The sequence below is a fragment of the Pararhizobium sp. LjRoot255 genome (assembly GCF_964252905.1).
In the GTDB taxonomy this organism is placed as follows: domain Bacteria; phylum Pseudomonadota; class Alphaproteobacteria; order Rhizobiales; family Rhizobiaceae; genus Pararhizobium.
On the sequence record NZ_CAXUPQ020000001.1, the window covers coordinates 3,027,254 to 3,053,538 of the forward strand.

The following is a 26,285-nucleotide window of genomic DNA, read 5'->3' on the forward strand; positions in this document are numbered from 1 at the left end:
TTGCCCCAAAACCGCTACACACTTTTGGGCGACATGCACTAGCCCTTGGCCTTCAGGACCAGAACCGGCTCGGGGCTGAATTTCGCCGGGAACAGCGCCTTCAGGTTCTCGATCTTCGGCATGTCGTTGTAGACGATGTACGGGTAGGTCGGATTGAGCGTCAGGAAATCCTGGTGGTATTCCTCGGCCGGATAGAAGGCGGTCATGTCCGAGACCTTGGTGACGACCGGTTCGCCGAAAACCGCAGCCTCGTCGAGCTGGGCGATATAGCTCAGGGCGATCTTCTTCTGCTCACCATTGGTGGTGAAGATTTCCGAGCGGTACTGCGTACCGTGGTCTGGGCCCTGATAGTTCAACTGTGTCGGATTGTGTGCCACCGAGAAGAATATCTGCAGCAGTTGACCGTAGGTGACCTCTTTCGGATTGTAGGTGATCTCGACTGACTCTGCGTGACCCGTCTTGCCGTTGCTGACTGTTTCATAGACGGCCGTCTCCTTCGTGCCGCCGGAATAACCGGAGACGGCGTTTTTCACGCCCTTCACATGCTGGAAGACACCCTGCACGCCCCAGAAGCAGCCACCGGCGAAGACGGCCTTTTCGGTCATCGCGCTCGCCGTTTCATCGACAGCGGGAGGAGGAATGACGACCGCTTCTTCGGCGGCGTTGCCGAAGGTCGAGGACATCGCGAAGAGTGCGGCAGCGACTGCCGCTGCGCCAAGGCCGAGCGCGAGGGAGCGTCCGGTGTTTCGCGCGGCAGATTGTGTTTTGATGGACGGCATGGCATTCCTCCTGTTCTGTCGCGGACGCAATGTGGCTCCCGGCCTGAACCCGGCGACATTACGCCTTTGCTTCATGAGCAAACTGTGGCCCGGCGCTTGATCATGGGTCAAATCGCAAATGCGTGCGTAACGCCAAAGTGAAAGGTCACCTTTAGTGGTACACGCTTGCGTGATGGGCGAGTGGCCCGGAGGCTAGGAAGCGAAAATGGCGGCTATTACCGATCTCGACGTGCTCCTGCGCGACATGCGCCCGGACTTGCGTCCCGCAGACTATGTGTATTGCACGGTAGCGGGCGAGGAGGCGGGTGACTGGCTGTCGCTGTCGCCGCTTGGTTTCTTCCGCGAGGACGAAGGCCTGACGCTGATCCTCGAGCGCGCAGTGGCGGACAAGGCCGGTCTGCCTTATGGCCCGGTGATGCGCTGCATCACGCTGACGGTGCATTCGGCGCTCGAGGCAGTCGGCCTGACAGCGGCGGTTGCGGCGGCGCTGACGCGGCATCGCATCAGCGCCAATGTCGTTGCAGCCTACTACCACGACCACATCTTCGTGCCGGCGCAGGATGCGGAGCGGGCGCTTGCGGCCTTGGCCGAGTTGGCGCCCGTCTGATCCGTTACATGAAGTCACGCGGCACGCGCTTCTCGAAGGTCTTTTCGAATATCTGCGTTTCGCCTTCGAAGGCCGTGACCGAGGCGGAGGTCAGCCAGTCGGTTGCCGTGCAGGAGATTCGCGAGGTCGAAACGGTTTTGACGGACCAGTTTTCGCGCTTGGCAATGCAGGTCCAGGTGGAGACGCCGGTCATCGACAGCGGATCGGCCGCGACAATCGTCCAAATCTCGTCGCGAATGTCCTGCGTGGCGAAGCCGGTGTCCGGATGCTCGAAAAGGCCGGTGTCCTCGTAAATATGGTAGCGCGTCGTGCCCGCCGTCATGTCGCGCTCGACCCGGCGGCTGGTCTTGCCCGGCGCAAGCTCGGTATATTTCGGCAGCGGATCGGGATTTGCCGGCTCCGGCATGGTGATGACCTGATGGTCACCCAGTTTCGGCAGGGCAAGGCCGAGGGAAGCGAGATCGAATGTCAGGCCCGGATCGGTCGGCGCAGGCAGGACCATCGGCCAGTAGGATGTCGAGAGCGACAGGCGGATGCGGTGGCCGGCGCCGAAGCGATAGCCGCAGGCATCGAGTACCAGTCGGATCTGCGTTCTCTTGCCCTTCTCCATAGGCTTCGGCTCGGCATGACCGTCGCGGTGGGCAAGGTTGAGCACGCCGAAGGTGACACGGGTCGCCGTGCCATCCGGGTGGATATCGACGAGGCGAGCGATGAGGTTTGCCCAATCTCCGTCGCAGCAGAGTTCGACGGTCAGCACCGGCTGGCCGAGATAGTCGACCGCATGGGACAGCGGCGCGGTCTGGAAGGTCAGCGAGCCGGCATCGTCGATCCGCTGGTCGCCCGCCATTTCGGCGTCCGGTTTCAGCGTGAACCATTCGCCGGCGGTGGTGCCCGTATCGAGCGGCGATCTCAGATAGGCGTTGTGGTCGTGGGCGCCGGCGATCGGCATGCCTTCCTGCAGGCTGCCGAACTGGTCGACATAGAAGCACTGCATTTCCGGCGGCTGCCATGTGTCCTTGGCGATCCAGAAACCGGGGTCCACATCGCGCCGCAGCGCCGGCTTCGGGCCATCGAGAATGAAGGCCCGCATCTGCGGCAGGTTTTCGACGCCAGTGTCCTCGTCGCGCAGCCAGCGGTTCCACCAGGCGATGGCCTCGCCATGGAAATCGGCGCGCGGTTTCGGCCATGCGAAATGCGGATATTTGTGTACCCAGGGGCCGATGAGGGTTTTCACCCGATCGCCCATGCCTTCGGCCGCCTTCATCGGCGTGTTGCGGTAGCCGTCGGCCCAGCCGGCGATGACCATGGCGGGTACCGGGAAGCCGTCGAAGTCCTCGCAGATCGAGCCGTGCTTCCAGAAGGCGTCACGGCGCTGGTGCTCCAGCCATTCCTCGATGAAGAAGGGTTCGAGCGCCAGGCGCTCCAGCCACATCTGCCTCCACATGTCGCCGACCAGAGCCGGATCCGGCGAACGGGACTGGTAGGCGAGCATCGTTGCCGCCCAGGAAAGTTGCGCGGAAAGATGCGTACCGTTCTTGTAGTGGATGTCGTCATTGTAACGATCGACGGTCGAGGCGATCGAGATCACGGCCTTCAGCGCCGGCGGTTTCAGCGCCGCCACCTGCAGGCAGTTGAAGCCGCCCCAGGAAATGCCCATCATGCCGACCTTGCCGTTCGACCAGGGCTGTGCGGCGATCCAGGCGATCAACTCGCAGCCGTCGGCCAGTTCGCGGGGCGTATATTCGCCGTCGATGACGCCGTCGGATTCGCCGGAGCCACGGATATCGACGCGAACACCGGCGATGCCGGCAGCGGCGAAAACCGGGTAGGTGGATTCGTCGCGCGGGCTGGTGCCGTCACGCTTGCGATAGGGCAGGTACTCGAAGACCGCGGGAACCGGATTGCTGTCGGCGCCGTCCGGCATCCAGATGCGCGCGGCCATCCGCGTCCCATCCATGAGGACGATCCATTGGTTCTCGATGACGGTGAAATTGCCTGTGGTCATGGGCTGGTCTTTTCTGCATGCTGTCGCAGCCGCATTGTCGGCGGCGTCGCGGGAGGACGAGAATGTTGAAGAGAAATGTTTTGGCGGGCGTTTTGATCCTTGCCTTTGCGGCTTCCGCCTTGGGTGACGACGCGCCACCGCTCCCGGCTTGCGCGCTGTCGGGCGCCACCAGCGTCATGATCGGCGGTCAGCCGGCGCTCAGGTTGTCCGACGTCGCCAACTGCCCTCCAGAACTCTACGAGACCGTGCCGAGCATCTTCATCGAAGGGCAGCCCGTCGTGCATTTCCGTGCCGGCGCCGTCGCGAAGGGGGACTGCTCGGCGAAGGCCGATCCTTCGGTCATGCTGGAAGGCGAGGCCGCGCAGCGCCAGGGCGATGTCGCCTGCACCGCCAAGTAAGATTGCAGCCCGAGATCGGCTTCGGGCTGCCTTTGGATCGCAGATGCTCAATTCCCCGCGCTTTCCATCCTTCGTGTCGTCAGCACCTTCTCCAGCCAGCCGAGTTCCATTTCCGGGACCGATTTCAGAAGCAGGTCGGTGTAGTCGTCGAAGGGCGGTGAGAGCACCTTGGACTTCGGGCCGAACCGGACGAGCTTGCCGCGGTGCATGACGGCGACGCTGTCGGCGATGGCGCGGACGATAGCGATGTCGTGGGTGATGAAGACATAGGAAACAGCGGTTTCCTCCTGAAGCTTCAGAAGCAGATTCAGGATGCCTTCGGCCACAAGCGGATCGAGCGCGGAGGTCGGTTCGTCGCAGAGGATCAGTTCCGGCTTTGCCGCCAGTGCTCGGGCAATGGCGACGCGCTGCTTCTGGCCGCCGGACAGTTCGGCCGGGTAGCGGTCGAGGAACCGGTCGCCCATCTCGATCTGGTCGAGCAGTTGCCTGACCCGCTCCGTTTTCTTCGCCCCGTGCAGGCCATAGTAGAAGGAGATCGGCCGGCCGATGATGTCGCGCACCGTCTGGCGCGGGTTCATCGCCGTATCGGCCATCTGATAGATCATCTGCACGCGGCGAAGCTCATCCTTCGTACGCGAACTCAGAGCCTTCGGAAGCTCCCTGCCGTCGAACGTTATCTTGCCTTCCGATGGTGGCAGGAGGCCGGTGATGACGCGGGCCAGCGTCGATTTGCCGGAGCCGCTCTCGCCGACGATCGCCAGCGTCTGGCCCTTGGGCAGATGCATGGAAACATCGTGGAGCACCTTGAAGCCGTTGGCATAGCCGGCGCTCACATGCTCGATTTTCAAAAGCGTATTGCTCTGGTCGACGGCTTCCTCGCGCTTGGTCTGGCGGACGCTGACCAGCGCCCGGGTATAGTCTTCGCGAGGGGCTTCGATGATCTGCTTGGTGGTTCCGTATTCGATCGTCTTGCCGTGACGCAGCACCATGATGTCGTCGGAGATCTGGGCGACGACGGCAAGGTCATGGGTGATGTAGAGCGCCGCGGTATGCGTCTCCTCGATCGCATGCTTGATGGCGGCCAGGACGTCGATCTGGGTGGTGACGTCGAGCGCCGTCGTCGGTTCGTCGAAGACGATCAACTCCGGGTTCGGGCAGAGCGCCATGGCGGTCATGGCGCGCTGCAGTTGGCCGCCGGAGACTTGATGCGGATAGCGGTCGCCGAAGGTTTCAGGGTTCGGCAGGCCAAGAACCCGGAAGAGGTAGAGCGCCCGTTTTTCCGCCTCAGTGCGGCTCATGATCTTGTGGCGCAATGACGCCTCGATCACCTGTTCGCCGAGCCTGTGAGCCGGGTTGAAGGCGGCCGCCGCCGACTGGGCGACATAGCAGACCTTGCAGCCGCGGATGGTGCGAACGCCGTCACGGCCGAGCGTCAGGATATCCTTGCCGTTGAGCAGCACCTGGCCGCCGGTGATCGATGCCCCGCCACGGCCATAGGCGAGCGCTGAAAGCCCGATGGTCGACTTGCCGGCGCCGCTTTCGCCGATCAATCCAAGCACCTTGCCCTTTTGGACATCGAAGGAGACGTTTTCGACCAGGGTCACCGTCTTCGGCGGTTCGCCGGGAGGATAGCTGGTGGCCTCGATCTTCAGGTTCTTGACGGAAAGTAGATCAGGCATCGCCGCGCCCTCCCTTGAGGCTCGAGGTTCGCTTCATCAGCCAATCGACGACGAGATTGACGCAGATGGCAAGGCCGGCAATCGCGCCGCCCGGAACAAGGGCTGCCGAGATGCCGAAGATGATGCCGTCCTTGTTGTCCTTGACCATGCCGCCCCAGTCGGCAGCCGGCGGCTGGATGCCGAGACCGAGGAAGGAAAGGGTGGAAAGGAACAGGATCGAGAAGGCGAAACGCAGGCCGAATTCGGCCAGAAGCGGCGACAGCGTGTTTGGCAGGATTTCGCGGAAGATGATCCAGCTCGTGCCCTCGCCGCGAAGGCGCGCTGCCTCGACGAATTCCATCACCGCGACATCGAGCGCCACGGCGCGGCCGATGCGGAAGACGCGGGTACTGTCGAGCACAGCCATGACGAGGATCAGGATCCAGAGCTGCTGCGGCAAGACGGCAAGGACGACGAGGGCGAAAATCAAGGTCGGGATCGCCATCATCAGGTCGTTGAAACGCGAGAACAGCTGGTCGATGAGACCGCCGGTGACTGCCGCGGTAAAGGACAGGAGCATGCCCAGCGAGAAGGAAATGAAGGTTGCGGCGAGAGCGACGAAGATCGTTGTTCTCGCCCCGTAGATGAGGCGGGAAAGCAGGTCGCGGCCAAGATTGTCGGTGCCGAGCAGGAAGTCACCGCCCATCGGCAGCCAGATATCGCCGACGACGTCGCGCTCGCCGAACGGGGCAATCCAGGGTGCGAAGATTGCGCAGAACAGGGCCAGCACGATGCCGGCGATGCCGACCCAGGCACTTATGGGAATGGAGCTCAATCTCATCGTGGGTGCCTCAATCTTGGATTGGCGAGGATGGCAAGAATATCCGCGGCCATGTTGAGGAAAATGTAGAAGGCGGCGAAGATCAGGCCGCAGGCCTGCACCACCGGCATGTCGCGCACCGTCACGGCATCGACCATGTACTGGCCCATGCCCGGATAGACGAATACCACTTCCACCACGACGACGCCGACCACGAGATAGGCGAGGTTGAGCGCGATCACGTTGATGACAGGCGCAACGGCGTTGGGAGCAGCATGCCGGGCAATGATGCGGAAGGCGCTGAGGCCCTTCAGTTCCGCCGTCTCGACATACGCCGACGACATGACGTTGAGGATCGCAGCGCGGGTCATGCGCATCATATGGGCGAGAACGACAAGCACAAGCGTTGCGACCGGCAGGGCGATGGCGGACAGGCGTTCGCCAAAACCCATGCTGTCGTAGACGGTAGCCGGGAAGGTGGCGACGCCCAGCTGAACGGCGAAAAACAGGATCAGCAGGTAACCGACGAAGAACTCGGGCAGCGAGATCGCCGCGAGCGATATGACGTTGATGATCTTGTCCGGCAGCCGGTTTCGATATTGCACGGCGAGCATGCCGAGCGCGACGGCAAGCGGCACGGACACCAATGCTGCGAAGAAGGCGAGGAACAGCGAGTTTCCGAGCCGCTTGCCGATCTGTTCGCTGACCGAATTCTTGCTGGCCCAGGACGTGCCGAAATCACCCTTGACGGCGCCGCCGAGCCAGTTGAGGTAGCGTTCGGTCAGTGGCTTGTCGAGGCCGAGATCCTTGCGGATGTTTTCGACCGCCTGCGGAGTCGCCGACTGGCCGAGATAGGTGGTGGCGAAATCGCCGGGCAGGGCTTCCACGCCGCCGAAGATCATCAGCGACACGGCAAAAAGGAGACCAACGCTTAAACCCAGGCGCTGGATGATAAGGGCCGCCAGGGGGCGACGCAGGGTGAAACGGCGCCAGAACGTGCCGGTCACGACACCCGTCGGGGGTGTGACCAGGGCTCCGGGGATCGGTGCGGGCTGCGAGAGGCCTTCGCCCCCCGAAGCCGGACCCGTCGATAGCGCCGGCCCCGTGATTGGTCCGCCGCCCGCCATCAGGCGTCGAGCCAAACGCGGGTTGCGACGTAGCCGTTCGACATGTCGTTGCCGATGTCGTGGACATAGCCCTTCACCTGCTTGGTCGAGGCGTTCACGAAATCGTTGAACATCGGCAGGATCAGGCCGCCTTCATCGCGCACCATCATCGCCATGGTGCGGTACATTTCCTTGCGCTTGGCTTCGTCCAGTTCGGAGCGGGCTTCGAGCAGGATCTTGTCGAAATCCGGACGCAGGAAGCGCGTGTCGTTCCAGTCGGCAGTCGACAGATAGGCTGTCGAATACATCTGATCCTGGGTCGGGCGGCCACCCCAGTAGGAGGTCGAGAAGGGCTGGACGTTCCAGACGTTCGACCAGTAGCCGTCTCCGGGCTCGCGCTTCACTTCGATCTCGATGCCGGCCTTCTTGGCGCTTTCCTGGTAGAGCACTGCCGCGTCGACGGCGCCCGGGAAGGCGACGTCGGACGTGCGCAGCAGAACCGGGCCACTGTGGCCGGACTTCTTGTAGTGGAAGGCGGCCTTGTCCGGATCGTAGGCGCGTTGCTCGATGCCTTCCGGGAAGAGGGCATAGGTGGAGTTGATCGGGAAGTCGTTGCCGACCTTGCCGTAGCCGCCAAGAATGGTCTGGACCATGTTTTCGCGGTCCATCGCGTATTTCAGCGCCATGCGCAGGTCGTTGTTGTCGAACGGTGCTGTGTTGCAGTGCATGATGAAGACATAGTGGCCGCGGCCGGCGGTCGAGAGGATTTCGACTGTCGGCGCGCGCTTGAGGAGCGCAACGGTCTTCGGATCGATACGGTTGATGTAGTGAACCTGGCCGGAGGAAAGTGCTGCGATACGCGCGGTCGCGTCGTTCATGTTGATGATTTCAACGCTGTCGACATAGCCGCGGTTCGGGTTCCAGTCGTTCGGATTCTTTTCGAAAGTGGCGCGCACGCCAGCCTCGAAGCTGGTCAGCTTGTAGGGACCCGTGCCGATGGCGGCGTTGGGATTGTCGTAGCCGCCGCCCGGCTGGATGATCAGGTGATAGTCGGACAGAAGCAGCGGCAGGTCTGCATTGCCTTCCGTCAGCGTCAGGACGAGATCGCCGCCCTTGTTCTCGATCGTCTTGATCGACTTCATCACGCCAAGCGCGCCCGATTCCGACTTCTCGTCGGTGTGGCGTTGCAGGGTCTTCACGACGTCTTCGATCGTCAGTTCCTTGCCGTCGTGGAACTGCACGCCCTTGCGGATCTTGAAGGTCCATACGGCAGCATCCGGCGAAGGCTGCCAGGATTCGGCCAGGGCCGGAACGGCAGCACCCGTCAGCGGATCGGATTCGACCAAGAGGTCGCCCCAGTTGCGGCCGACGCAGAAAAGCACTTGAGAGAGGGCCTTGGCCGGATCGAGCGCGTCGGTGGCCGAGCCGCCTTCGAGACCGAGCTTCAGATGTCCGCCGCGCTTCGGTTCCTGCGCGGCCGCGCTTGCCGCAAACAGTGTGCTGGCGCTCGACAGGGCGATGCCGGCTGCGAGTGCCCGGCCCATGAATTCGCGCCGGTTCATCTTGCCCATCTTGACCTGATTGGCGAGGTAGTTCTTGTAATCGCTCATTCCCCTGTTCCCTTGTTTGATGGCTTTTGCCGTTATGATTATTGTTCGATCATTGGTTGATCGGGTTGCTGCTAGAATGCCTGCCCGAAGGCAGGGAGGCCAGTCATTTTTGCGGATTTATCTCCCGCCGCTACACCTTTCCCGAAGTTGGCCTGCCGATGCCGGAAAGCCTTGTTAAAATTGATGGTATCGTTCAAAGGTTGAACCGTATTCACGTAAAAATTCTGCAGTTTTCATAAATATGGCTTATGGTATTGCGCTTGCGAGATGCACTGCTCGGCTGGTCTGCTGCCATCATTTCGCAGCCCGCTATTTTCCTTTCCAGACCGGTTCGCGTTTCTCCGAAAATGCCCGCGCGCCTTCCAACTGGTCTTCGCTCGAATAGAGAATGTCGACCGCCTTGAACTGGCGCCTGGTGATCTTGTTCATCGTTGTCTGGAAGTCTTCGCCTTCGGCGGCGCGGACCACTTCCTTGATCGCGGCATAGACCAGTGGCGGGCCGCTTTCGAGCAGGCGGGCGAGTTCCCAGGCTCGGTCGGTCAGCTTGCCGGCGGGCAGGATCTCGTTGACGAAGCCCCAGCGGTGCGCCTCGGCGGCATCGAGCCAGCGACCGGTCAAAAGCATGTCCATGGCGATGTGATAGGGGATGCGCTTCGGCAGCTTGATCGAGGCGGCGTCAGCGACCGTTCCCGAGCGGATTTCCGGCAGCGCGAAGGTCGCGTGCTCTGCGGCGAGGATGAGATCGGTCGAAAGCGCGATCTCCAGCCCGCCGCCGCAGCAGATGCCGTTGATGGCGGCAATGATCGGCTTGTTGAGGTCGCGCAGTTCCTGCATGCCGCCGAAACCGCCGACGCCGTAGTCGCCGTCAACCGCATCACCGGCAGCCGCCGCCTTCAGGTCCCACCCCGGGCAGAAGAATTTTTCGCCGGCGCCGGTGATGATCGCCACGCGCAATTGCGGGTCGTCGCGGAAGTCGCGGAAGATTTCGCCCATGATCCGGCTGGTCGCCAGATCGATCGCATTGGCTTTCGGCCGGTCGATGGTGACTTCGAGAATACCACCTTCGCGGCGGGTTCTGATTGGTCCGGTCATAGGGTCATTTCCTTCGACGGATCAAGGCGTCGGCGGCAACGGTCCCAGACCCTTGCGGCAGTACCATGATAGGATTGATATCCAGTTCTTCGAGCTTGGAAGCGTTTGCTGCGACATAGGATGCCACGGCAGCGACAGCCGCCGCCAGCGCCTCGACGTCGCCTCTCGGGCCGCCACGATAGCCATCGAGCAGCTTTTTGATCTTCAGGCCGGAGATAGCGTCACCGATCGCCTCCGGTGTCGTCGGCAGCGTCAAAATCGCGGAATCGTCCAGCAATTCCACGAGGATTCCACCGGCACCGACGGTGAGCACGAGGCCCGCGACGGGATCGCGCAGTGCACCGACGATGATTTCAGCGACGGGTTTGCCGATCATTTTTTCGACGAGATAGCCGGATGCGACGCCCTTCATGGCATTGGCCGCGTCAAGCACGGATTGGCGGTCGCCAAGATTGAGCTTGACGGCTCCTGCTTCCGTCTTGTGGGCAACGCCAAGTCCCTTGAGGACAACGGGGAAGCCGAGCGCCTCTGCCGCTTCGGCGGCCTCGTCAGCGGTCATCGCCACCGTGCCCATGGGGACGACGAGGCCGAACGCTGTCAGTTCCGCCTTGGCTTCACTCTCGCTGATCGTGACGATCTCTCCATCGGACGGTGTCGCGGACAGGAGCGGGCCGGAAGCGGGCTTCGCCCAGGCCGCCCCTATGCCGGCCGAGATTTCGGCCGCGGCCAGCGCTTCGTCGATGCCGCAGAAGGGGACGACGCCGGCTGCCATAAGCGACAGCGCCGTTTCCTCCGGCATGTTCTCGCCAAGGCTGGCGACGATGCCGGCGGCTGCGCCGGTCGCCCTGGCCGAGGCGATGACGGCCTTGCAGGTGGTGTTCCAGTCAGCCGCGTCGCAGCGGTCCTGGCGCGGGAAGTCGAGGACGACGAGGTTGAGGGCATAGTCGCCCTTCATCATCGAGGTAAAGGCGGTCGTCTGCTTCTCCAGATTGCCCCAGACGAAGGTGTGGTAGTCGAGCGGGTTGGCGATCGTGACCATTTCGCCGAGGCTTTCGCGCAGCGGCTGGCGCTGTTCGTCTTTCAGGGCGCGAAATACAGTCCTGCGCTTCACGCCGGCATCGGCGATCAGCGATGCCTCGCCGCCGGAGCAACTCATCGACGAGATGTCGAGGCTTTTGAGCGGCGGGTGAAGGTGCAGCAGCTTCAGCGTTTCCAGCAGCTCCGGCAAGGTATCGACTCGGCCGATGCCGAGGCGCTCCAGCAGGGCGCCTGAGACGGCGTCGTTGCCGGCAAGCGAAGCCGTATGCGACACGGTCGCAAGTTGGGCGGCTTCGGATTTGCCGACCTTCAGCGTGACCACCGGCTTCTTCAGTTCCCGCGCCCGCGCGGCTAGCCGCTGCAGGGCCTCGATGCTGTCGAAACCCTCGATGTGCAGGCCAACGGCGGTGACGCGGGGGTCTTCCAACGCTGCGATCGCGAGCTCGGAAAGACCTGTCTGTGCCTGGTTTCCGGCCGTCATGATATAGGCGAGCGGCAGGCCGCGCCTCTGCATGGAGATGTTGCAGGCGATGTTCGAGGACTGGGTCAAAACGGCGACGCCCCGGTCGACGCGCTGCATGCCGTGCTGGTCGGGCCAGAGCAGGGCGCCATCGAGCGCGTTGATGAAGCCGTAGCAGTTCGGCCCGACGATCGGCATGCCGCCGGCAGCCGCCACCAGCGCGTCCTGCAGGTCGTTGCCGTCGGCAAGCTCGCTGATCGCCTCGCGAAATCCGGACGCATAGCATATTGCGCCGCCCGCGCCGCGGGCGGAAAGGTCGCGGATGATGTCGATGGTGAGCTGGCGGTTGACGCCGACGAAGGAGGCATCCGGCGCGGCCGGAAGTTCTGCCACGGAGCGGTAGCACCGGCGGCCGAAGATCTCGTCTTCTCTGGGGTGGACCGGCCAGATATCGCCAGTGAACCCCATCTTGTCGCATTGCTCGATGACCCGGTGCGCCTCCTTGCCACCGAAGACGGCGATGGACTGGGGGCGAATTAATCGGTCGAGTGAGCGCGTCATTCGGTGGCTCCTTCGTTTGACGCGGATGCCCCTCCCCAACCCCTTCCCACAAGGGGGAGGGGCATAACCTGCCGCAGCGCCATTGCGTCAATTGCCCGCCCAACGAAGGCGGGAACTCCCGCACATGACAATCGGGAGAATTGCGCAAGGGAGCGGCGAATTAAGTGCCTCCCCCTTGTGGGGAGGGGTTGGGGAGGGGTGTCTTGCCAGATCGAAATCATCCTCACGCCCCCAGCGGCCGCAGCAGGTCGCGGCTGATAATGTGCCGCTGGATTTCAGACGTGCCGTCCCAGATGCGCTCGACGCGGGCGTCGCGCCAGAAGCGGGCAAGCGGAAGGTCGTCCATCAGCCCCATTCCGCCAAAGATCTGGATTGCCTCATCGGTGACGCGGGCGAGCATTTCCGTTGCAAAGACTTTCGCCGAGGCAATTTCGCGGTTCGACGGAAGGCCCTGGTCAAGACGCCAGGCGGCCGACAGCGTGAGCAGATCGGCCGCATCGATATCGGTGATCATGTCTGCGAGCTTGAAGGAGACGCCCTGGTTGGCGCCGATCGGCTTGCCGAACTGCTTGCGTTCGGCTGCATAGGACAGCGCATAGTCAAAGGCCCGCCGGGCTCGGCCGACCGAGGTCGCAGCCACCGTCAGACGCGTGGCGTAGAGCCAATCATTGGCGATGTCGAAGCCCTTGTGGACCTCGCCGAGAATCTGCGACGAGGGCAGGCGGCAATCGTCGAAGGTCAGGATGCAATTCTTGTAGCCACGATGTGACACTGAATTGTAGCCGTCGCGGATCTCGAAGCCGGGGGTGCCGCGATCAACGAGGAAGCAGGTGATCTTCTTCTTCGGGCCGCGCGGCGTGTCTTCTTCGCCCGTGGCGATGAAGACGATGACGAAATCAGCGATGTCGGCGTGGCTGATGAAGTGCTTGGTGCCGTTGACGATCCAGTCGTCGCCGTCCTGCCTGGCAAAACATTTCATGCCGCGGACGTCGGAGCCGGCATCCGGTTCGGTCATGGCGAGCGCATCGAATTTGTCGCCGGTGACGGCGGGGATCAGGTATTTCTGGCGCTGCTCCGCGTTGCAGGCCATCAGGATGCCGGAGGGGCGGCCGAAGAAGACGGTGAGTGCCATCGAGCCGCGGCCGAGTTCGCGCTCGACCAGCGTGAAAGTCTGGTGATCGAGACCGGCGCCGCCGACTTCCTCGGGCATGTTGCAGGCGAAGAAGCCGAGCGCCTTGCACTTGGCCGCGATCTCCTGGCCGAGTTCGCGCGGCACGAAACCGGTGCGCTCCACCTCGTTCTCGTGCGGATAGATTTCGGTTTCAACAAAACCGCGCACAGTATCGACGATCATCTGCTGTTCTTCGGTCAGTGCGAAATTCATGATGTTCCCTCGTATTTATTATTTCTGCTTCGGCCTCTCCCCAGGCCTGCCCCTCACCCTAGCCCTCTCCCCGCAGGCGGGGAGAGGGGACGACGGAGGATGCCGCTTGTCCTTCTCCCCGTCTCGACGGGGAGAAGGTGCCCGATAGGGCGGATGAGGGGCAACCTTGCCGTCCCTTTAACGCTTCTGTCCCACTGATCGTCCGACGCCCTCCGGCTTCGGCAAACCGGCATGCGCCTCCGCAATCGCCTTCACCCTGGCAATGACCTGAGGGAGCGCAGGAACGGCCTTGCTCGCCTTCGAATCCACATGCAGCAGCATCTGCTCGGCGGTCGCGACGGGCTCATTGTTTGCCGCGTTGTAGATGGTCGAGAAGATGTGCAGGCGCTTTTCGTCGTGCGACAGGATCTGGCAGGTCGAGTACAGCGCGTCGCCGAGCTTGGCTTCGCCGAGGTTCCGGATATGCGTTTCGACGGTGTAGTAGCTGTGGCCGTTTTTGACATATTCGAGATCGACACCGATCAGGCGCAGCAGGCCGTCGGATGTGTCGCCGAAGACCTGCAGATAGCGGTGTTCGGTCATGTGGCCGTTGTAGTCGACCCAGGCGGCATTGACCTTGGTGTCGAGGATGCGGATCGGCCGGGAGGCACCGAGATCGGTCTGCGGCCTTTCCGCATTCGCCCAGAGGCGCTGTTCGAATTCTGCGAGCAGCTTGCCGGCACCCCAGCCCTTGCCGCCGTCGCCACTCTTCAGCGCATGCATGATGCCGACGAGGTTTTCGTCGCGGATGCGTTCCAGTTCGCGGATCGAGCGTCCAGCCGCCTGCGCATCCGATTGGGCGCCGATCTTTTCGACCAGCGCATCGTCGAGGTTGACGACATCCGTGAATTTCGTCCAGGGCCATTTCAGGCAGGGGCCGAACTGGGCGAGAAAATGGCGCATGCCGGCTTCGCCGCCCGCAATGCGGTAGGTCTCGAACAGCCCCATCTGCGCCCAGCGCATGCCGAAGGAATAGCGCATGACGTTGTCGAGTGTCTCGGTGTCGCAGATATCGTCCTTAATCAGCCAGAGGGCTTCGCGCCACAGCGCTTCAAGCAGGCGATCGCCGACGAAGGCTTCGATTTCCTTGGCGATGACGACGCCTTTCATGCCGATCTGTTCGACGGCGACGCCGGCGCGGGCGATGGTTTCCTTCGAGGTCTTCCTGCCGCCGACGAGTTCGACCAGCGGCAAGAGGTAAACGGGATTGTAGGGATGCGCCACGAACATGCGCTCAGGATGCTTCATCTCGGTCTGCAGGTCGGACGGCATCAGGCCGGAGGTGGAGGAGCCGATCAGCGCGTCCGGGGAGGCGGCCGCGTCGATCTCAGTGATGACGCCACGCTTCAGCGCCAACCGCTCGGGCACGCTTTCCTGAATCCATTCAGCGCCTTGAACGGCCTTTTCAATACTCTCGCAGAAGGTGAGCGTGCCCTTCTTCGGCAGTGGCGCCATGGTGAGCATGGCATAGGCCTTTTCGGCATTGGCCATGACTTCGCCGATGATGCGCTTTGCTTCCGGATGCGGATCGTACATGTTGACGTCGACGCCGGCCAGGATGAAGCGCGCCGCCCAGGCCCCGCCGATAACGCCGCCGCCGATACAGGCCGCCTTGGTGATTTTGGTCATGAGTTTCCGCGTTCCCTCTAGAATTCTGTAGTCGGGTTCCCCCTCATCCGGCCCGTTGGGCCACCTTCTCCCCGCTGGGGAGAAGAGGGAAATTGCCGGCTCGCCTTGTCTTCAAACCAACAGCTTGTGAAGCGGTTCTGTACTCACCCTCTTCTCCCCAGCGGGGAGAAGGTGGCCCGAAGGGCCGGATGAGGGGCCTTCGCTTCATACCCGCATTCAGCGCTTCACCAGCTTCAGCTTTTCACGCACTTCGGCCGGGCCGATCACCCGCGCGCCCATGCCCTCGATGACGCTCACGGCCTTTTCGACAAGCTGGCCGTTGGTCGCGAGCTGGCCCTTGCCAATATAAAGATTGTCTTCGAGGCCGACGCGGACATTGCCGCCGGCGAGCACCGCAGCCGCCGGATAGGCGAGCGCATTGCGGCCGATCGAGAAGGCGGAGAAGGTCCAGTTGTTCGGCACATTGTTGACCATCGCCATGTAGGTATTGATGTCGTCCGGCGCGCCCCACGGAATGCCCATGCAGAGCTGGATAAGCACCGGATCCTCGATCAGGCCTTCCTCGACGAGCTGCTTGGCAAACCACAGGTGGCCTGTGTCGAAGGCCTCGATTTCCGGACGGACGCCGAGCGCTGTCATCTGGCGAGCCATTTCGCGCAGCATGGACGGTGTGTTGGTCATGACGTAATCGCCGAGCGAGAAGTTCATGGTGCCGCAGTCGAGGGTGCAGATTTCGGGGCGGCATTCGGCTACATGGGCGACGCGCTCGGTGGCGCCGGCCATGTCGGTGCCCTGCGGATTGAGCGGCAGCGGCTGTTCGACATTGCCGAAAATCAGGTCACCGCCCATGCCGGCGGTGAGGTTCAAGACCACATCGACATCGGCGGAACGGATACGGTCGGTCACTTCCTTGTAGAGATCGAGGCGGCGGGCGGCAGCGCCGGTTTCCGGGTCGCGCACATGGCAATGGGCAATGGCAGCACCGGCTTTCGCCGCCTCGATCGCGGCATCGGCGATCTGCTTGGGTGTGATCGGCACATGCGACGATTTGGAAACGGTGTCGCCTGAACCGGTTACGGCACAGGTGATGAAAACCTCACGGTTCATGCTCAGCGGCATAAAAATCTCCCCTTGTTCCTGTCGCCCATTACGAGCCAAGAACGAGCGCTCTGCTTTCCATTTTCAGACACGTATTATACATTTCCGGAATTCGCGTACGGGAGAGACGGATGCTTGCGCCGAAGGACGAGACCCAGCACATCGACCTGCTCGTGCTGCCGGAGACCAATCTGATCCTGGTTGCATCGGTGATCGAACCCTTGCGCGCCGCAAACCGCATCGCCGGAAAAGTCCTCTATGACTGGGAAATCTTCAGTCCGGACGGCAAGGCGATCGAGACCAAGAGCGGCATCCCGATCCCGGTGGCCGGTTCCTTTCGGCCACAGAAGGAGACCGCGCCACTATTTGTTCTCTCGAGCTACAACTGGCAGGCCTACACGACCGCGCATCTGCGCATGCTGCTTTCGCAGACGGCGCGTTATCGCGAGGTGATGGCCGGCATCGAATCGGGGTCCTGGATGCTGGCCGAAACCAGCCTGCTCGACAATTTTTCGGCCACGACCCACTGGGAGGATTTCGAGGATTTCACCGCAGCCTATCCGCAGATCACCATGGTCCGCGAGCGCTTCGTCATCGACGGCAAACGCATCACCACCGGCGGCTCGTTGCCGACACTCGACCTGATGCTGGAACTGATCCGCCGGCAACACAGTTATTCGCTGGCGCTGGAGGTGTCACGGTTGTTCATCTACGAGCAGGAGCGCACGCGCGGCGACCTCCTCCAGGTGCCGGCGATCGGCAATATGCGAATATTGGACGCGCGCGTTGGCGCGGCCGTCAAGCTGATGGAGGAGACGGTGGATGCGCCGCTGACGCTCACCCGTCTCGCCAAGCGGGCCGGGATCAGTGCGCGTCATCTGCAGGACCTTTTCCAGGAGACTATGGGCGTCGCGCCGCATGCCCATTATCTGGCGCTGAGGCTGAATGCGGCGCGGCGCAAGGTCATCGAGACGCGGGCCGATTTCGCCGATATCGCAGCTGCTACGGGCTTCAATTCCTCCTCGGCCTTTTCCCGCAGCTACCGCGCCCATTACCGCGAAAGTCCGAGCGAGACGCGCAGGCGCCTGAAGCTCAAGAAGTGATTCAATCCCTTCACGCGCCGATTCAAGTGGCGATCGATTTCGGAGTCGATTCAAGGGATTGCGGCGTGGTCCGGAGATTTCATTTCAATCGAGGTGGCCAGCATCATTGCCAGCATCGCTTCCCCGACCTGGCGCGACAGGGCGTTCTTCTGCCAGACAAGGCAAAGGTTTTGCATATAGCCAGGCCCCAGCCGGCGCATGGCAGGGGCGTTTCGCACGCGCGCCGTGGAGCTTTCCGGAAGGATCGAGAGGTATCCGTGGTTCATCACCAGATTGAGGATAACGGGAATGGAGTCGACCTCGGCCACAGTCAGCCGGTTGCGGTCCTGTTCCCCGACAGTCTCGCTGAGGAATTGCTCCGCCTGCTGGCGCAGGCCGCTCTTCAGGCTCGGAACGGCGATCGGCTTGGCCTGAAGCAATCCGCGGATGTCCTCGCCATGGGCCGCAAACAGCGATGCATGCCCGGTCAGCGCCAGCGGCGCGCGCGAGATCAACCGTCCTTCGAATTCTGCCGGAAAGGTTTCAAGATCGAGCAGCACCACGTCGAAGCGGCGGCTCTTTAATCCGGCGATCAACTCGTCTGCGGTGGTGCTGGAGATGAAGAGCGGCTGGCGCGGGCGGGCGCGGTGCCATTCGGCGGTCAGAGCCGCCAGCATGCGGGCGATCTCGCTCTCCGGCCCGAGCGGCATGACCGAGCCGAGCCGCCATGTCGCGGCCGCCCGCCGGAACCGGTCGCCGGACGCGCGCGACAGTCGCTGCCAGATATCGAGCAGGCTTTCAGCGATTGGAATCGCGGCCAGGCCCTCTGGCGTACAGGCGATGCCGGACGGGGAGCGGATCAACAAACTATAGCCGAGGTCTCGTTCGAGATCGGCCATCTGCCGGGTGAGTTGCGGCTGGCCGGTGCCCGCTGTCCTTGCGGCGCCGCGAATGCTGCCGCTGCGCGCAACGGTGACGAAACGGTCGAGCGCAGTCAGGTTGATCGAGGGCACGGTGTACAATTGTCTGGCCGGCCCCGGTGAAAGCAGCAACTGGATTGCCCGGTTCGCCGCCGAAAGGTCCGGCATCCGGCTTTGCGCCTCGAGCGTCGGCACGAAATTGCCGCCTTCGCGCCTGACGAGCGGTACCGCGATGGCAGCTTCGAAGCGCTTCAACGCGGCGCTGACGCTTGCGACCGGCCGGTTTCCGGCTTTGGCGGCCCGGCGAATTCCGCGCTCTTCAAGGATCGCATGAACAAGAGAAAGCGTGGCGATATCCATGGCCGGTTTGTCTCAGCAAGAGGTACATGCGGGATGAAAGCCGGATGTTCCGTTCTTCATATCTCATGTTCCGTTTTTGGGATATATCACAATCGGGAAGATTGGGCATAGCATGTGCGGCATCAAACGTGAGTCAAAGCATGCACGCATCGGTAAAAACCATTGTCCTGACGGGCAATCCGCTCGACTTCGCCGTGCTGGAGAAGATCGGTTCGGGCGTCTATGTGCCGACGGTGGCCGAGCAGTCTTTCGCGCGGGTGGAAGCGGCGCATGCCGTCATTGCCGATCGTATCGCCATCGGCTTGCCGGTCTATGGCGCCAACACCGGCGTCGGCTCGATGAAGGACCGTCTGTGGACCGTCGATGACGTCACGGAATTCAACGCCGCGCTTGTCAAGGCGCATCACTTTGGCACCGGCGAGCTCTTTTCGCAGGCGATCGTGCGCAAGGCCATCGCCATCCGCGTCAATACCGCGCTTGGTGGCCATACCGGCTGCAGCGTCGATCTCGTCCAGGCGTTTCTCGGTCTTCTGGAGCGTGGCGTCGTGCCCGCCGTCCATCGCCATGGTTCGATCGGTTGCGCCGATATCGGCCTGATGGGGCAGGTGGCTTCCGTCTTGACTGGCTCCGGCGAGGCATTTTTCCGTGGCGAGTTGCTGCCCGCCGCCGAAGCCCTGCTTCGTGCCGGGCTCAAGCCCTTCGTCATGCAGCCGCGCGACGCGCTGGCAGCGCTAAGCGTCAACGCGACGGCCTTTGCCGCCGCGGCCGATGTCCTGCGCGAGGCAGCCTCCGCCGTCCGGGTTTCAATGGCGACCGGCCTGATGTCATCCTTGTCATTGGGAGCCTCCGCCGATCCGTGGCGGGTCGCGGCGGCGCTCGCGACCCGCGGCGAAGCATTGGTCGGCTCCTGGCTTTACGGCCAGTCGAATGTCGTCGATTGGCCGTTGCCGACCGCGATCCATGATCCTTTGAGCCTGCGGATGACCGCGCAGGTATTCGGCGCTGTCGTGGATACGCTTCTCGTTGCGGCCGAACGGCTGGTCGATGCGACCTACATGTCGGACGACAATCCGGTGGTGCTCGGCGGCCAGGTCCACGCGTCGGGCGCCTCGCTGCCACTGACGACCACGCTTTATATCGAGACGGCGCAGATCGCCTTTTCCCATGTGGCGCGCAATATGTTGAACCGCTGCATTCTCCTCTCGAACGGGGTGCGGCGAAACCTGCCGATCAATCTGGTCGCTCCCGGCGAGGTGGCGAGCGGGCTTGGGCCGCTGATGAAACTGGTCGTCGAGCTCTATATGCGCGTCCAGTCGATGGCTGTGCCGCTTTCGGCGCAGTCGATCGTCGTCGCCGGTGGTCTCGAAGAGGAGGCAACCTTCCTGCCACTGATCGTCGAACGCATGGAGACGCAGGTGCGCGATCTGCGCCAGATGGCGGCGATCGAGGCGCTTCTGTCGGCGCAAGCCATCGATCTGCTCGGCGACAAGCCGCAAGGCGTGACGCAGATCGCCTATGATTGTGTCCGTGCGCTGAGCCCGATCTACCTGAAGGACCGGCCGCTCTCAAAGGAGATCGAGGCTCTTCACGAGGTGTTTGCGTCCGAGGATTTGCTGTTCGCCCTGGTCGCTGCGGCTCCGATGCCTGAATTCGACGACTTCTTCGCGCTGGGTAAATGACGAAGGGAGGCGCAGATGTCTGATTTCGACCTGGTTCTCAAAGGCACGGTGGTTCTTGCCGACCGTATCGTCGAGGGCGGACATGTGGCGGTGCGTGACGGCAAGATCGCCTTTGTCGGGCAGGGCGCAATGCCCGCCGCGCGCGAGCGCCATGATCTGGGACGGGCACTCATCCTGCCGGGCGCCATCGATGCGCAGGTGCATTCCCTGAGCCAGAAGGATCAGGAGGATTTCATCTGGTCGACGCGCTCGGCCGCCGCCGGCGGCGTGACGACAATCGTCGACATGCCCTATGACGAGGGCAATCTCGTCTGCTCGGCCGATGCAGTAAAGCGCAAGATCGCCCACGCCGGAGCGCAAGCACGCGTGGACTTTGCGCTCTACGGTACGATCGACCCCGAAGAGGGGCCGGCGCGGATTGCCGAGATGGTCGCGGCGGGTGTTGCCGCCTTCAAGTTCTCCACCTTCGGCACCGATCCAAAGCGTTTTCCGCGCATTCCGGCCGGTCTTCTGGAAGACTGTTTTCGCGCCATTGCGCCGACTGGACTGGCGGCAGGCGTCCATAATGAAGATGACGAAGCCGTGCGGGCGGCGATCGACAAGGTCAAGGCGTCCGGGATCACCGGCTACCGGGCACACGCCCTGTCGCGGCCGCCGCTGACGGAGCTGCTTGCCACAAACCAGATCTACGAGACGGGGGCCGCGACCGGCTGCCCGGCCCATGTGGTGCATTGCTCCGTCGGCCGCGGCTACGAGATCGCCGCCGCCTACCGGGCGCAAGGGTACCGCGCCACCATCGAATGCTGCATCCACTACCTCGTTCTCGACGAGGAGAATGATGTGAAGCGCCTCGGTGGCAAGGCGAAGATCAATCCGCCGATCCGCCCTCGCGCCGAGGTGGAAAAGCTCTGGCGGCATGTGGCTGCCGGTAATGTGACGCTCGTCTCGACCGATCACGTCAGCTGGTCGGAAAACCGCAAGACCAATCCGGACATGCTGGCCAATGCCTCCGGCGTGCCGGGATTGGAAGTGATGCTCCCGCTCTTCGTCAAGGGTGCGCTGGAGCGCGGCATTCCACTGACCCGTGCGGCCGAACTGATGGCGCGCAATCCCGCGCGGCATTTCCGTCTCGATGACCGCAAGGGCGCGCTCGAAATCGGGAAAGACGCAGATATCGCCGTTCTCACTGCTGAGCCTTACACCTATGACGCCGCTGAAAGTGGCAACAACGTCGTCGGCTGGTCGCCCTACAATGGCATTCGGCTCCCATGGCGCGTGGCTGCGGCCTATAATCGCGGCAGGCTCGTCTTCGACGTCAAGACCGTGCTGGCCGCGCCTGGCGGCGGCGAGTTCATCCGGCCGCTGGCGAGCCTGCCGCTGCGCGAGGCTGTGTGATGACTGCGATCGAAACCAATCTGCCGGTCGATGCCCGGCGCATCGCCGACCTCATCAAGGGGCTGGCCCGCATCACCGAGCCGGACCGGCCCTATACGCGGCGCGCCTTCACGCCGCTGTTTCTGGAGGGGCGCAGCTTTCTCGAGCAGCGCTTCAAGGCCGCCGGTCTCGAAACCCGGATCGATGCGTCGGGAAACCTGATCGGCCGCCGCAAGGGCCGGAAGTCCGGCCTCGGCACGATCATGCTCGGCTCGCATTCGGATACGGTGCCGGAAGGCGGGCGGTTCGACGGCATCGCCGGCGTGGCGGCGGCGCTGGAGGTCGCGCAGGCATTGCATGATGCCGGCATCCGGCTCGATCACGATCTTGAGGTCGTCGATTTCCTTGCCGAGGAAGTGTCGGTCTTCGGTGTCTCCTGCATCGGCAGCCGCGGCATGGCGGGGCTGATCCCCGACGGATGGCTGAGCCGGACTCATGGGGAATTGACGCTGCGCCAGGGCATGGTCGATGCTGGCGGCGACCCCTCGCGATTGGCCCAGCAGAAACGATCGGACATCAAGGCCTTTCTGGAGTTGCATATCGAACAGGGGCCGGTGCTCGAAACTGAGCGCTACGATGTGGGTATCGTCACGGCCATCGCCGGCACTACCCGCATCGAAATCCTGTTCGAGGGGCAGGCCGATCATGCGGGCACGACGCCGATGGGCCGCAGGCGCGACGCGCTGACGGCGGCGGCCCGGCTGGTCGGTGAAGTCGAGCGCCTCGGGACTGAATTTTCCAAGGGTGAGGGGCACTTCACCGCGACGGTCGGCGAATTTTCGATCGAGCCGAACGCGGCCAATGTCGTGCCGTCGCGGGCGCGGCTGCTGATCGATGCACGGGCGGAGCAGCGGACCGATATGGAGCGCTTCATTGCCAAGATCGACCAGATGGCTGTCGATATCCAGCGCGATACCGGCGTGTTGATCGCCTCGCCGAAACTGATCTCCGACAATTTTCCGACGCCCGCCGACCCGCTGGCGCTGCGCAATCTGGAAGCGGCCTGCGACCGTGTCGGCGCAAAACATCGGCGCATGGCCTCCGGAGCCGGTCACGACACTGCCTGGATGGCACGGATTTCGAAAGCGGCGATGATCTTCATCGCCTGCAGGGACGGCCGGTCGCACACGCCTGACGAATGGGCCGACAATGACGACATCACGCTCGGTGCGGCGGTCCTGTTCGAGGCCGTCAGGAAACTCGACGCGGATTTGCAGGGAGGGTGTTGATGGGGCGGATACTGACGGAAAAGGACGTCGAGGCGGCGGTCAAGGGCGGCTCGGTCTATGCCGCCGGCGGCGGTGGATGGGCTGATCACGGACGCATGCTCGGCTATGCCGCGGTCTCGATCGGCAAGCCGGAGCTCGTGTCCATCGATGAGCTCGATGCGAATGACTGGGTGGCGACGGCAGCCGCGATCGGTGCGCCGGCCTCGACCACGCCCTGGGAAATGCGCGGCGTCGACTACGTCAAGGCGGTGCAACTGCTGCAGGAGGCGCTCGGCGAAAAGATCGCCGGGCTGATCGTCGGCCAGAACGGCAAGTCGTCGACGCTGAACGGCTGGCTGCCGTCGGCCATTCTCGGCACGAAGGTGGTCGATGCTGTCGGTGACATCCGCGCCCATCCGACCGGCGACATGGGTTCGATCGGCCTTGCCGGATCACCCGACCCGATGATCCAGACGGCCGCCGGCGGCAACCGCGCGGAAAACCGCTATATCGAGCTTGTCGTTCGCGGTGCAACGGCAAAAGTATCGCCGATCCTGCGCACGGCCTCCGACATGTCCGGCGGCTTCATCGCGTCGGCCCGAAATCCGGTGCGCGCTTCCTACGTCAAGGCCAATGCGGCGCTCGGAGGCATCTCTCTCGCCTTGACTCTGGGTGAAGCGATCATCGCAGCGGAAGGCAAGGGCGGCACTGCCATTATCGACGCGATCGTCAAGACGACGAACGGTGCGATTCTCGCGGAGGGGACGATCACCGACAAGTCGGTCGTCTATACCAAGGAAGCCTTCGATATCGGCACGGTGACTCTAGGGAAGGGCGATGACTCTACGGTACTCCACGTCATGAACGAATACATGGCGGTGGAGAATGCTGGAGCTGTGCGGCTCGCGACCTTCCCGGATGTCATCACGACGCTGTCGCCCGAAGGCGACCCGTTGAGTGTCGGCCAGTTGCAGGTGGGCATGAAGATCTTCGTGCTGCATGTGTCGAAGACGGTGATCCCGCTGGCGTCGAGCGTGCTCGATCCGTCGGTCTATCCGCCGGTCGAAAAGGCCATGGGGATTGAACTGGCGCGCTATGCTTTGTCCGGCCGGATATGAGGAGAACGAGTCATGTCGCGCGACCACGGTCTTGAGGAACTGATCAGGCAGGAGCTTGGTGAAAGGCCGGGGCTTTCCGAAAAGCCGATGTTCGGTGGCCTTGCCTTTCTCCTCGACGGCAATCTTCTTTGCGGCGCGCGCAACGACGGCATGCTGGTGCGCCTCGGCAAGGGCAATGATGGCTGGGCACTAGCGCTTGCCGGCATCGAGCTCATGGTGATGGGTGATCGTCAGATGAACGGTTGGGTGCGCGCTGGCCCGGCAGCTTTCGGCGACGATGCCCTGCGCAAGCGCCTGCTCGATGCGGCACGCGCCTATGTTCTCTCCCTGCCGCCGAAGTGAACGACAAACGATGCGTACCTCCTCTTTGCGCTAGTTCTTCCGCGGGAGCGGTGAGAGAGGCAGGGGTACGATTCGCAGATAAGAAGAAGGAAGAACCGCGATGCCGAAACCCAATCCACGCCACCCCAATTTCCCGATCCCCGGCGGCACGGAGTTGCGTGCCAAGGGCTGGCGGCAGGAGGCGCTGCTGCGGCTTCTGGAAAACGTGCTTTCGGTCGGCGAGGACCCGGACAATCTGGTCGTCTATGCGGCGCTCGGCAAGGCGGCGCGCAACTGGGCGTCCCACAAGGCGATCGTCAAGACGCTTTTGGAAATGGACGAGGACCAGACACTGGTGATCCAGTCCGGCAAGCCGGTGGGGCTCTTGAAGACCCATGCGAAGGCGCCGCTCGTCATCATGGCCAATTGCAACATCGTCGGCCAATGGGCGAAGGCCGAGGTGTTCTATGAACTGGAGAGGCAGGGGCTGATCTGCTGGGGCGGCCTGACGGCCGGTGCATGGCAGTATATCGGCAGCCAGGGCGTCATCCAGGGCACCTATGAAATCTTCATGCGGATCGCCGAAAACCGCTTTGGCGGCGATCTCGCCGGACGCTTCATCCTGACCGCCGGTCTCGGCGGCATGGGTGGCGCGCAGCCGCTCGCCGGTCGCATGGCGGGGGCTGCGATCCTCTGCATCGACATCGATCCCGTGCGCGCCGAAAAGCGAAAAGACATCGGCTATCTCGAACATGTGGCACCGGACCTCGACACGGCGCTCGCCATGATCGACCAAGCCGTAAAAGAAAAGCGCGCCACCTCCATCGGTCTCGTCGGCAATGCTGCGACGCTCTATCCGGAAATCGCCAGACGTGGCATCGTGCCCGATATCGTCACCGACCAGACCTCGGCGCATGACCTGGTCTACGGCTATGTACCGAAGGGCATGAGTATCGAGGAGGTGAAACGGCTGCGGGTCGAGGGGCAGGGCCAATTGATGGCTGCCAGCCGCGCCTCGATCGCCGATCATGTCAAGGCGATGCTGGAGTTTCAGGCGAAGGGCGCAGAAGTCTTCGACAACGGCAACCTGATCCGCACCCAGGCGCGCGAGGGCGGCGTATCGAACGCTTTCGACATCCGCATCTTCACCGAGGCGTATCTCAGACCGCTGTTTGCCCGCGCCATCGGGCCTTTCCGCTGGATGGCGTTGTCCGGCGAGGAGAGCGACATCGCGCGCATCGATGATCTGCTCTTGGAGATGTTCCCCGACAACAAGATCGTCACCAACTGGATCAGGCTGGCACGGGAAAACGTGCCCTTCGAGGGCCTGCCCGCCCGCATCGCCTGGCTCGGCCACGGCGAACGCACGGAACTCGCGCTCGCCGTCAACGCGCTGGTTGCGTCCGGCGAGCTCAAGGCCCCGATCGCCTTTTCCCGCGACCATCTCGACGCCGGCGCCATGGCGCATCCCAATATCATGACCGAGCGGATGAAGGACGGCTCCGATGCCATCGCCGACTGGCCGCTGCTTGATGCCATGCTGCTCTGCTCCTCCATGGCGGATCTCGTCGTCGTCCACTCCGGCGGCGGCGGCTATGCCGGCTACATGACCAGCTGTGGCGTGACTGTCGTTGCCGATGGCACGGAGAGCGGGGCGGAACGGCTGAGGCATGCGCTGACGAACGATACGTCGCTGGGTGTCATCCGCTATGCGGATGCTGGGTACGAGGAGTCGATGGACGAGATCGGCAAGAAGGGGATCGGGTATATCGGCTTGAGTTGACGCGAGGACTGCGTCTCGCTCGCGGAGCCTTCGGAGGTCGATGGCTGACGCCTTGGCAATGATCATGGCGCGCGGTAGCATGTCCGTTTGGAGGAG

The 26,285-nt window shown here is 63.0% G+C and carries 21 protein-coding genes; 9 read left to right on the forward strand and 12 right to left on the reverse strand.

The window, feature by feature from the left end; translation table 11 throughout:
- Positions 1-38 precede the first annotated feature (38 nt).
- A complete protein-coding gene (gene msrA / locus ACSQ2W_RS14600) occupies positions 39-683 on the reverse strand; it encodes a peptide-methionine (S)-S-oxide reductase MsrA (RefSeq protein ID WP_436087792.1) in 645 nt (214 codons plus the stop codon).
- A 301-nt stretch (positions 684-984) separates the two neighbouring features.
- On the opposite strand from msrA, the gene ACSQ2W_RS14605 reads away from it, so the two are divergent.
- Positions 985-1,386, forward strand: a complete 402-nt coding sequence (locus ACSQ2W_RS14605) for an ACT domain-containing protein (protein ID WP_436086894.1) — start codon at positions 985-987, stop codon at positions 1,384-1,386.
- Between the two features lie 4 nt (positions 1,387-1,390).
- On the opposite strand, the gene ACSQ2W_RS14610 is transcribed toward ACSQ2W_RS14605, so the two are convergent.
- Positions 1,391-3,391, reverse strand: coding sequence for a CocE/NonD family hydrolase (locus tag ACSQ2W_RS14610; RefSeq protein WP_436086895.1), 2,001 nt, complete (start codon positions 3,389-3,391; stop codon positions 1,391-1,393).
- A 62-nt stretch (positions 3,392-3,453) separates the two neighbouring features.
- Between ACSQ2W_RS14610 and ACSQ2W_RS14615 the strand changes: the two genes are divergently transcribed.
- Entirely contained in the window at positions 3,454-3,789 is a 336-nt protein-coding gene (locus tag ACSQ2W_RS14615) for a hypothetical protein (RefSeq protein ID WP_436086896.1), read from the forward strand.
- Between the two features lie 47 nt (positions 3,790-3,836).
- On the opposite strand, the gene ACSQ2W_RS14620 is transcribed toward ACSQ2W_RS14615, so the two are convergent.
- The 9 genes from ACSQ2W_RS14620 to ACSQ2W_RS14660 all read right to left on the reverse strand — a co-directional run bounded on the left by ACSQ2W_RS14620 (position 3,837) and on the right by ACSQ2W_RS14660 (position 16,305).
- A complete protein-coding gene (locus ACSQ2W_RS14620) occupies positions 3,837-5,468 on the reverse strand; it encodes an ABC transporter ATP-binding protein (RefSeq protein WP_436086897.1) in 1,632 nt (543 codons plus the stop codon).
- Positions 5,461-6,288: an ABC transporter permease gene (locus tag ACSQ2W_RS14625; RefSeq protein ID WP_113005335.1), complete on the reverse strand. Its 828-nt coding sequence runs from the start codon at positions 6,286-6,288 to the stop codon at positions 5,461-5,463. The genes ACSQ2W_RS14620 and ACSQ2W_RS14625 overlap by 8 nt, the downstream gene beginning before the upstream one ends.
- Positions 6,285-7,394, reverse strand: coding sequence for an ABC transporter permease (locus ACSQ2W_RS14630; RefSeq protein ID WP_436086898.1), 1,110 nt, complete (start codon positions 7,392-7,394; stop codon positions 6,285-6,287). Before ACSQ2W_RS14630 ends, ACSQ2W_RS14625 begins: the two co-directional genes overlap by 4 nt.
- Positions 7,394-8,983, reverse strand: coding sequence for an ABC transporter substrate-binding protein (locus tag ACSQ2W_RS14635; protein ID WP_436086899.1), 1,590 nt, complete (start codon positions 8,981-8,983; stop codon positions 7,394-7,396). Before ACSQ2W_RS14635 ends, ACSQ2W_RS14630 begins: the two co-directional genes overlap by 1 nt.
- A gap of 309 nt (positions 8,984-9,292) precedes the next feature.
- The gene (locus ACSQ2W_RS14640; RefSeq protein ID WP_436086900.1) at positions 9,293-10,075 is read right to left on the reverse strand and encodes a carnitinyl-CoA dehydratase; all 783 of its coding nucleotides are present in this window, start codon (positions 10,073-10,075) and stop codon (positions 9,293-9,295) included.
- Between the two features lie 4 nt (positions 10,076-10,079).
- On the reverse strand, positions 10,080-12,134 hold the full coding sequence (locus tag ACSQ2W_RS14645; RefSeq protein ID WP_436086901.1) for an acetate--CoA ligase family protein: 2,055 nt from the start codon (positions 12,132-12,134) through the stop codon (positions 10,080-10,082).
- Between the two features lie 223 nt (positions 12,135-12,357).
- Positions 12,358-13,518 (reverse strand): acyl-CoA dehydrogenase family protein, encoded by a 1,161-nt coding sequence (locus ACSQ2W_RS14650; protein ID WP_436086902.1) that lies wholly within the window; start codon positions 13,516-13,518, stop codon positions 12,358-12,360.
- Between the two features lie 177 nt (positions 13,519-13,695).
- Positions 13,696-15,186 carry a carnitine 3-dehydrogenase gene (locus ACSQ2W_RS14655; protein ID WP_436086903.1) on the reverse strand — a complete coding sequence of 497 codons (1,491 nt, stop codon included), beginning with the start codon at positions 15,184-15,186 and terminating at the stop codon, positions 13,696-13,698.
- 216 nt (positions 15,187-15,402) lie between these two features.
- A complete protein-coding gene (locus ACSQ2W_RS14660) occupies positions 15,403-16,305 on the reverse strand; it encodes a 3-keto-5-aminohexanoate cleavage protein (protein WP_436086904.1) in 903 nt (300 codons plus the stop codon).
- 110 nt (positions 16,306-16,415) lie between these two features.
- Between ACSQ2W_RS14660 and ACSQ2W_RS14665 the strand changes: the two genes are divergently transcribed.
- Positions 16,416-17,387 (forward strand): GlxA family transcriptional regulator, encoded by a 972-nt coding sequence (locus ACSQ2W_RS14665; protein WP_436086905.1) that lies wholly within the window; start codon positions 16,416-16,418, stop codon positions 17,385-17,387.
- 50 nt (positions 17,388-17,437) lie between these two features.
- On the opposite strand, the gene ACSQ2W_RS14670 is transcribed toward ACSQ2W_RS14665, so the two are convergent.
- Positions 17,438-18,646 carry a LysR family transcriptional regulator gene (locus ACSQ2W_RS14670; RefSeq protein ID WP_436086906.1) on the reverse strand — a complete coding sequence of 403 codons (1,209 nt, stop codon included), beginning with the start codon at positions 18,644-18,646 and terminating at the stop codon, positions 17,438-17,440.
- A gap of 140 nt (positions 18,647-18,786) precedes the next feature.
- On the opposite strand from ACSQ2W_RS14670, the gene ACSQ2W_RS14675 reads away from it, so the two are divergent.
- The 6 genes from ACSQ2W_RS14675 to ACSQ2W_RS14700 all read left to right on the forward strand — a co-directional run bounded on the left by ACSQ2W_RS14675 (position 18,787) and on the right by ACSQ2W_RS14700 (position 26,189).
- Positions 18,787-20,325: an aromatic amino acid lyase gene (locus tag ACSQ2W_RS14675; RefSeq protein WP_436086907.1), complete on the forward strand. Its 1,539-nt coding sequence runs from the start codon at positions 18,787-18,789 to the stop codon at positions 20,323-20,325.
- Between the two features lie 15 nt (positions 20,326-20,340).
- A complete protein-coding gene (locus ACSQ2W_RS14680) occupies positions 20,341-21,720 on the forward strand; it encodes a dihydroorotase (protein ID WP_436086908.1) in 1,380 nt (459 codons plus the stop codon).
- A gap of 8 nt (positions 21,721-21,728) precedes the next feature.
- On the forward strand, positions 21,729-22,988 hold the full coding sequence (locus ACSQ2W_RS14685; protein WP_436087793.1) for a Zn-dependent hydrolase: 1,260 nt from the start codon (positions 21,729-21,731) through the stop codon (positions 22,986-22,988).
- Positions 22,988-24,085, forward strand: coding sequence for a DUF917 domain-containing protein (locus ACSQ2W_RS14690; protein WP_436086909.1), 1,098 nt, complete (start codon positions 22,988-22,990; stop codon positions 24,083-24,085). The genes ACSQ2W_RS14685 and ACSQ2W_RS14690 overlap by 1 nt, the downstream gene beginning before the upstream one ends.
- A gap of 12 nt (positions 24,086-24,097) precedes the next feature.
- Complete coding sequence (locus ACSQ2W_RS14695) at positions 24,098-24,427, forward strand: TfoX/Sxy family protein (protein WP_436086910.1); 330 nt, start codon at positions 24,098-24,100, stop codon at positions 24,425-24,427.
- A gap of 100 nt (positions 24,428-24,527) precedes the next feature.
- Complete coding sequence (locus ACSQ2W_RS14700) at positions 24,528-26,189, forward strand: urocanate hydratase (protein WP_436086911.1); 1,662 nt, start codon at positions 24,528-24,530, stop codon at positions 26,187-26,189.
- The last annotated feature ends 96 nt before the right edge of the window (positions 26,190-26,285 follow it).

Coding starts and splice junctions, on each gene's coding strand:
- ACSQ2W_RS14670 (WP_436086906.1), bottom strand. CDS start 18,646: ATGGATATCGCCACGCTTTCTCTTGTTCATGCGATCCTTGAAGAGCGC.
- ACSQ2W_RS14650 (WP_436086902.1), bottom strand. CDS start 13,518: ATGAATTTCGCACTGACCGAAGAACAGCAGATGATCGTCGATACTGTG.
- ACSQ2W_RS14630 (WP_436086898.1), bottom strand. CDS start 7,394: ATGGCGGGCGGCGGACCAATCACGGGGCCGGCGCTATCGACGGGTCCG.
- ACSQ2W_RS14610 (WP_436086895.1), bottom strand. CDS start 3,391: ATGACCACAGGCAATTTCACCGTCATCGAGAACCAATGGATCGTCCTC.
- ACSQ2W_RS14690 (WP_436086909.1), top strand. CDS start 22,988: ATGGGGCGGATACTGACGGAAAAGGACGTCGAGGCGGCGGTCAAGGGC.
- ACSQ2W_RS14620 (WP_436086897.1), bottom strand. CDS start 5,468: ATGCCTGATCTACTTTCCGTCAAGAACCTGAAGATCGAGGCCACCAGC.
- ACSQ2W_RS14695 (WP_436086910.1), top strand. CDS start 24,098: ATGTCGCGCGACCACGGTCTTGAGGAACTGATCAGGCAGGAGCTTGGT.
- ACSQ2W_RS14625 (WP_113005335.1), bottom strand. CDS start 6,288: ATGAGATTGAGCTCCATTCCCATAAGTGCCTGGGTCGGCATCGCCGGC.
- ACSQ2W_RS14665 (WP_436086905.1), top strand. CDS start 16,416: ATGCTTGCGCCGAAGGACGAGACCCAGCACATCGACCTGCTCGTGCTG.
- ACSQ2W_RS14675 (WP_436086907.1), top strand. CDS start 18,787: ATGCACGCATCGGTAAAAACCATTGTCCTGACGGGCAATCCGCTCGAC.
- ACSQ2W_RS14635 (WP_436086899.1), bottom strand. CDS start 8,983: ATGAGCGATTACAAGAACTACCTCGCCAATCAGGTCAAGATGGGCAAG.
- msrA (WP_436087792.1), bottom strand. CDS start 683: ATGTCCTCGACCTTCGGCAACGCCGCCGAAGAAGCGGTCGTCATTCCT.
- ACSQ2W_RS14640 (WP_436086900.1), bottom strand. CDS start 10,075: ATGACCGGACCAATCAGAACCCGCCGCGAAGGTGGTATTCTCGAAGTC.
- ACSQ2W_RS14605 (WP_436086894.1), top strand. CDS start 985: ATGGCGGCTATTACCGATCTCGACGTGCTCCTGCGCGACATGCGCCCG.
- ACSQ2W_RS14615 (WP_436086896.1), top strand. CDS start 3,454: ATGTTGAAGAGAAATGTTTTGGCGGGCGTTTTGATCCTTGCCTTTGCG.
- ACSQ2W_RS14645 (WP_436086901.1), bottom strand. CDS start 12,134: ATGACGCGCTCACTCGACCGATTAATTCGCCCCCAGTCCATCGCCGTC.
- ACSQ2W_RS14655 (WP_436086903.1), bottom strand. CDS start 15,186: ATGACCAAAATCACCAAGGCGGCCTGTATCGGCGGCGGCGTTATCGGC.
- ACSQ2W_RS14680 (WP_436086908.1), top strand. CDS start 20,341: ATGTCTGATTTCGACCTGGTTCTCAAAGGCACGGTGGTTCTTGCCGAC.
- ACSQ2W_RS14700 (WP_436086911.1), top strand. CDS start 24,528: ATGCCGAAACCCAATCCACGCCACCCCAATTTCCCGATCCCCGGCGGC.
- ACSQ2W_RS14660 (WP_436086904.1), bottom strand. CDS start 16,305: ATGCCGCTGAGCATGAACCGTGAGGTTTTCATCACCTGTGCCGTAACC.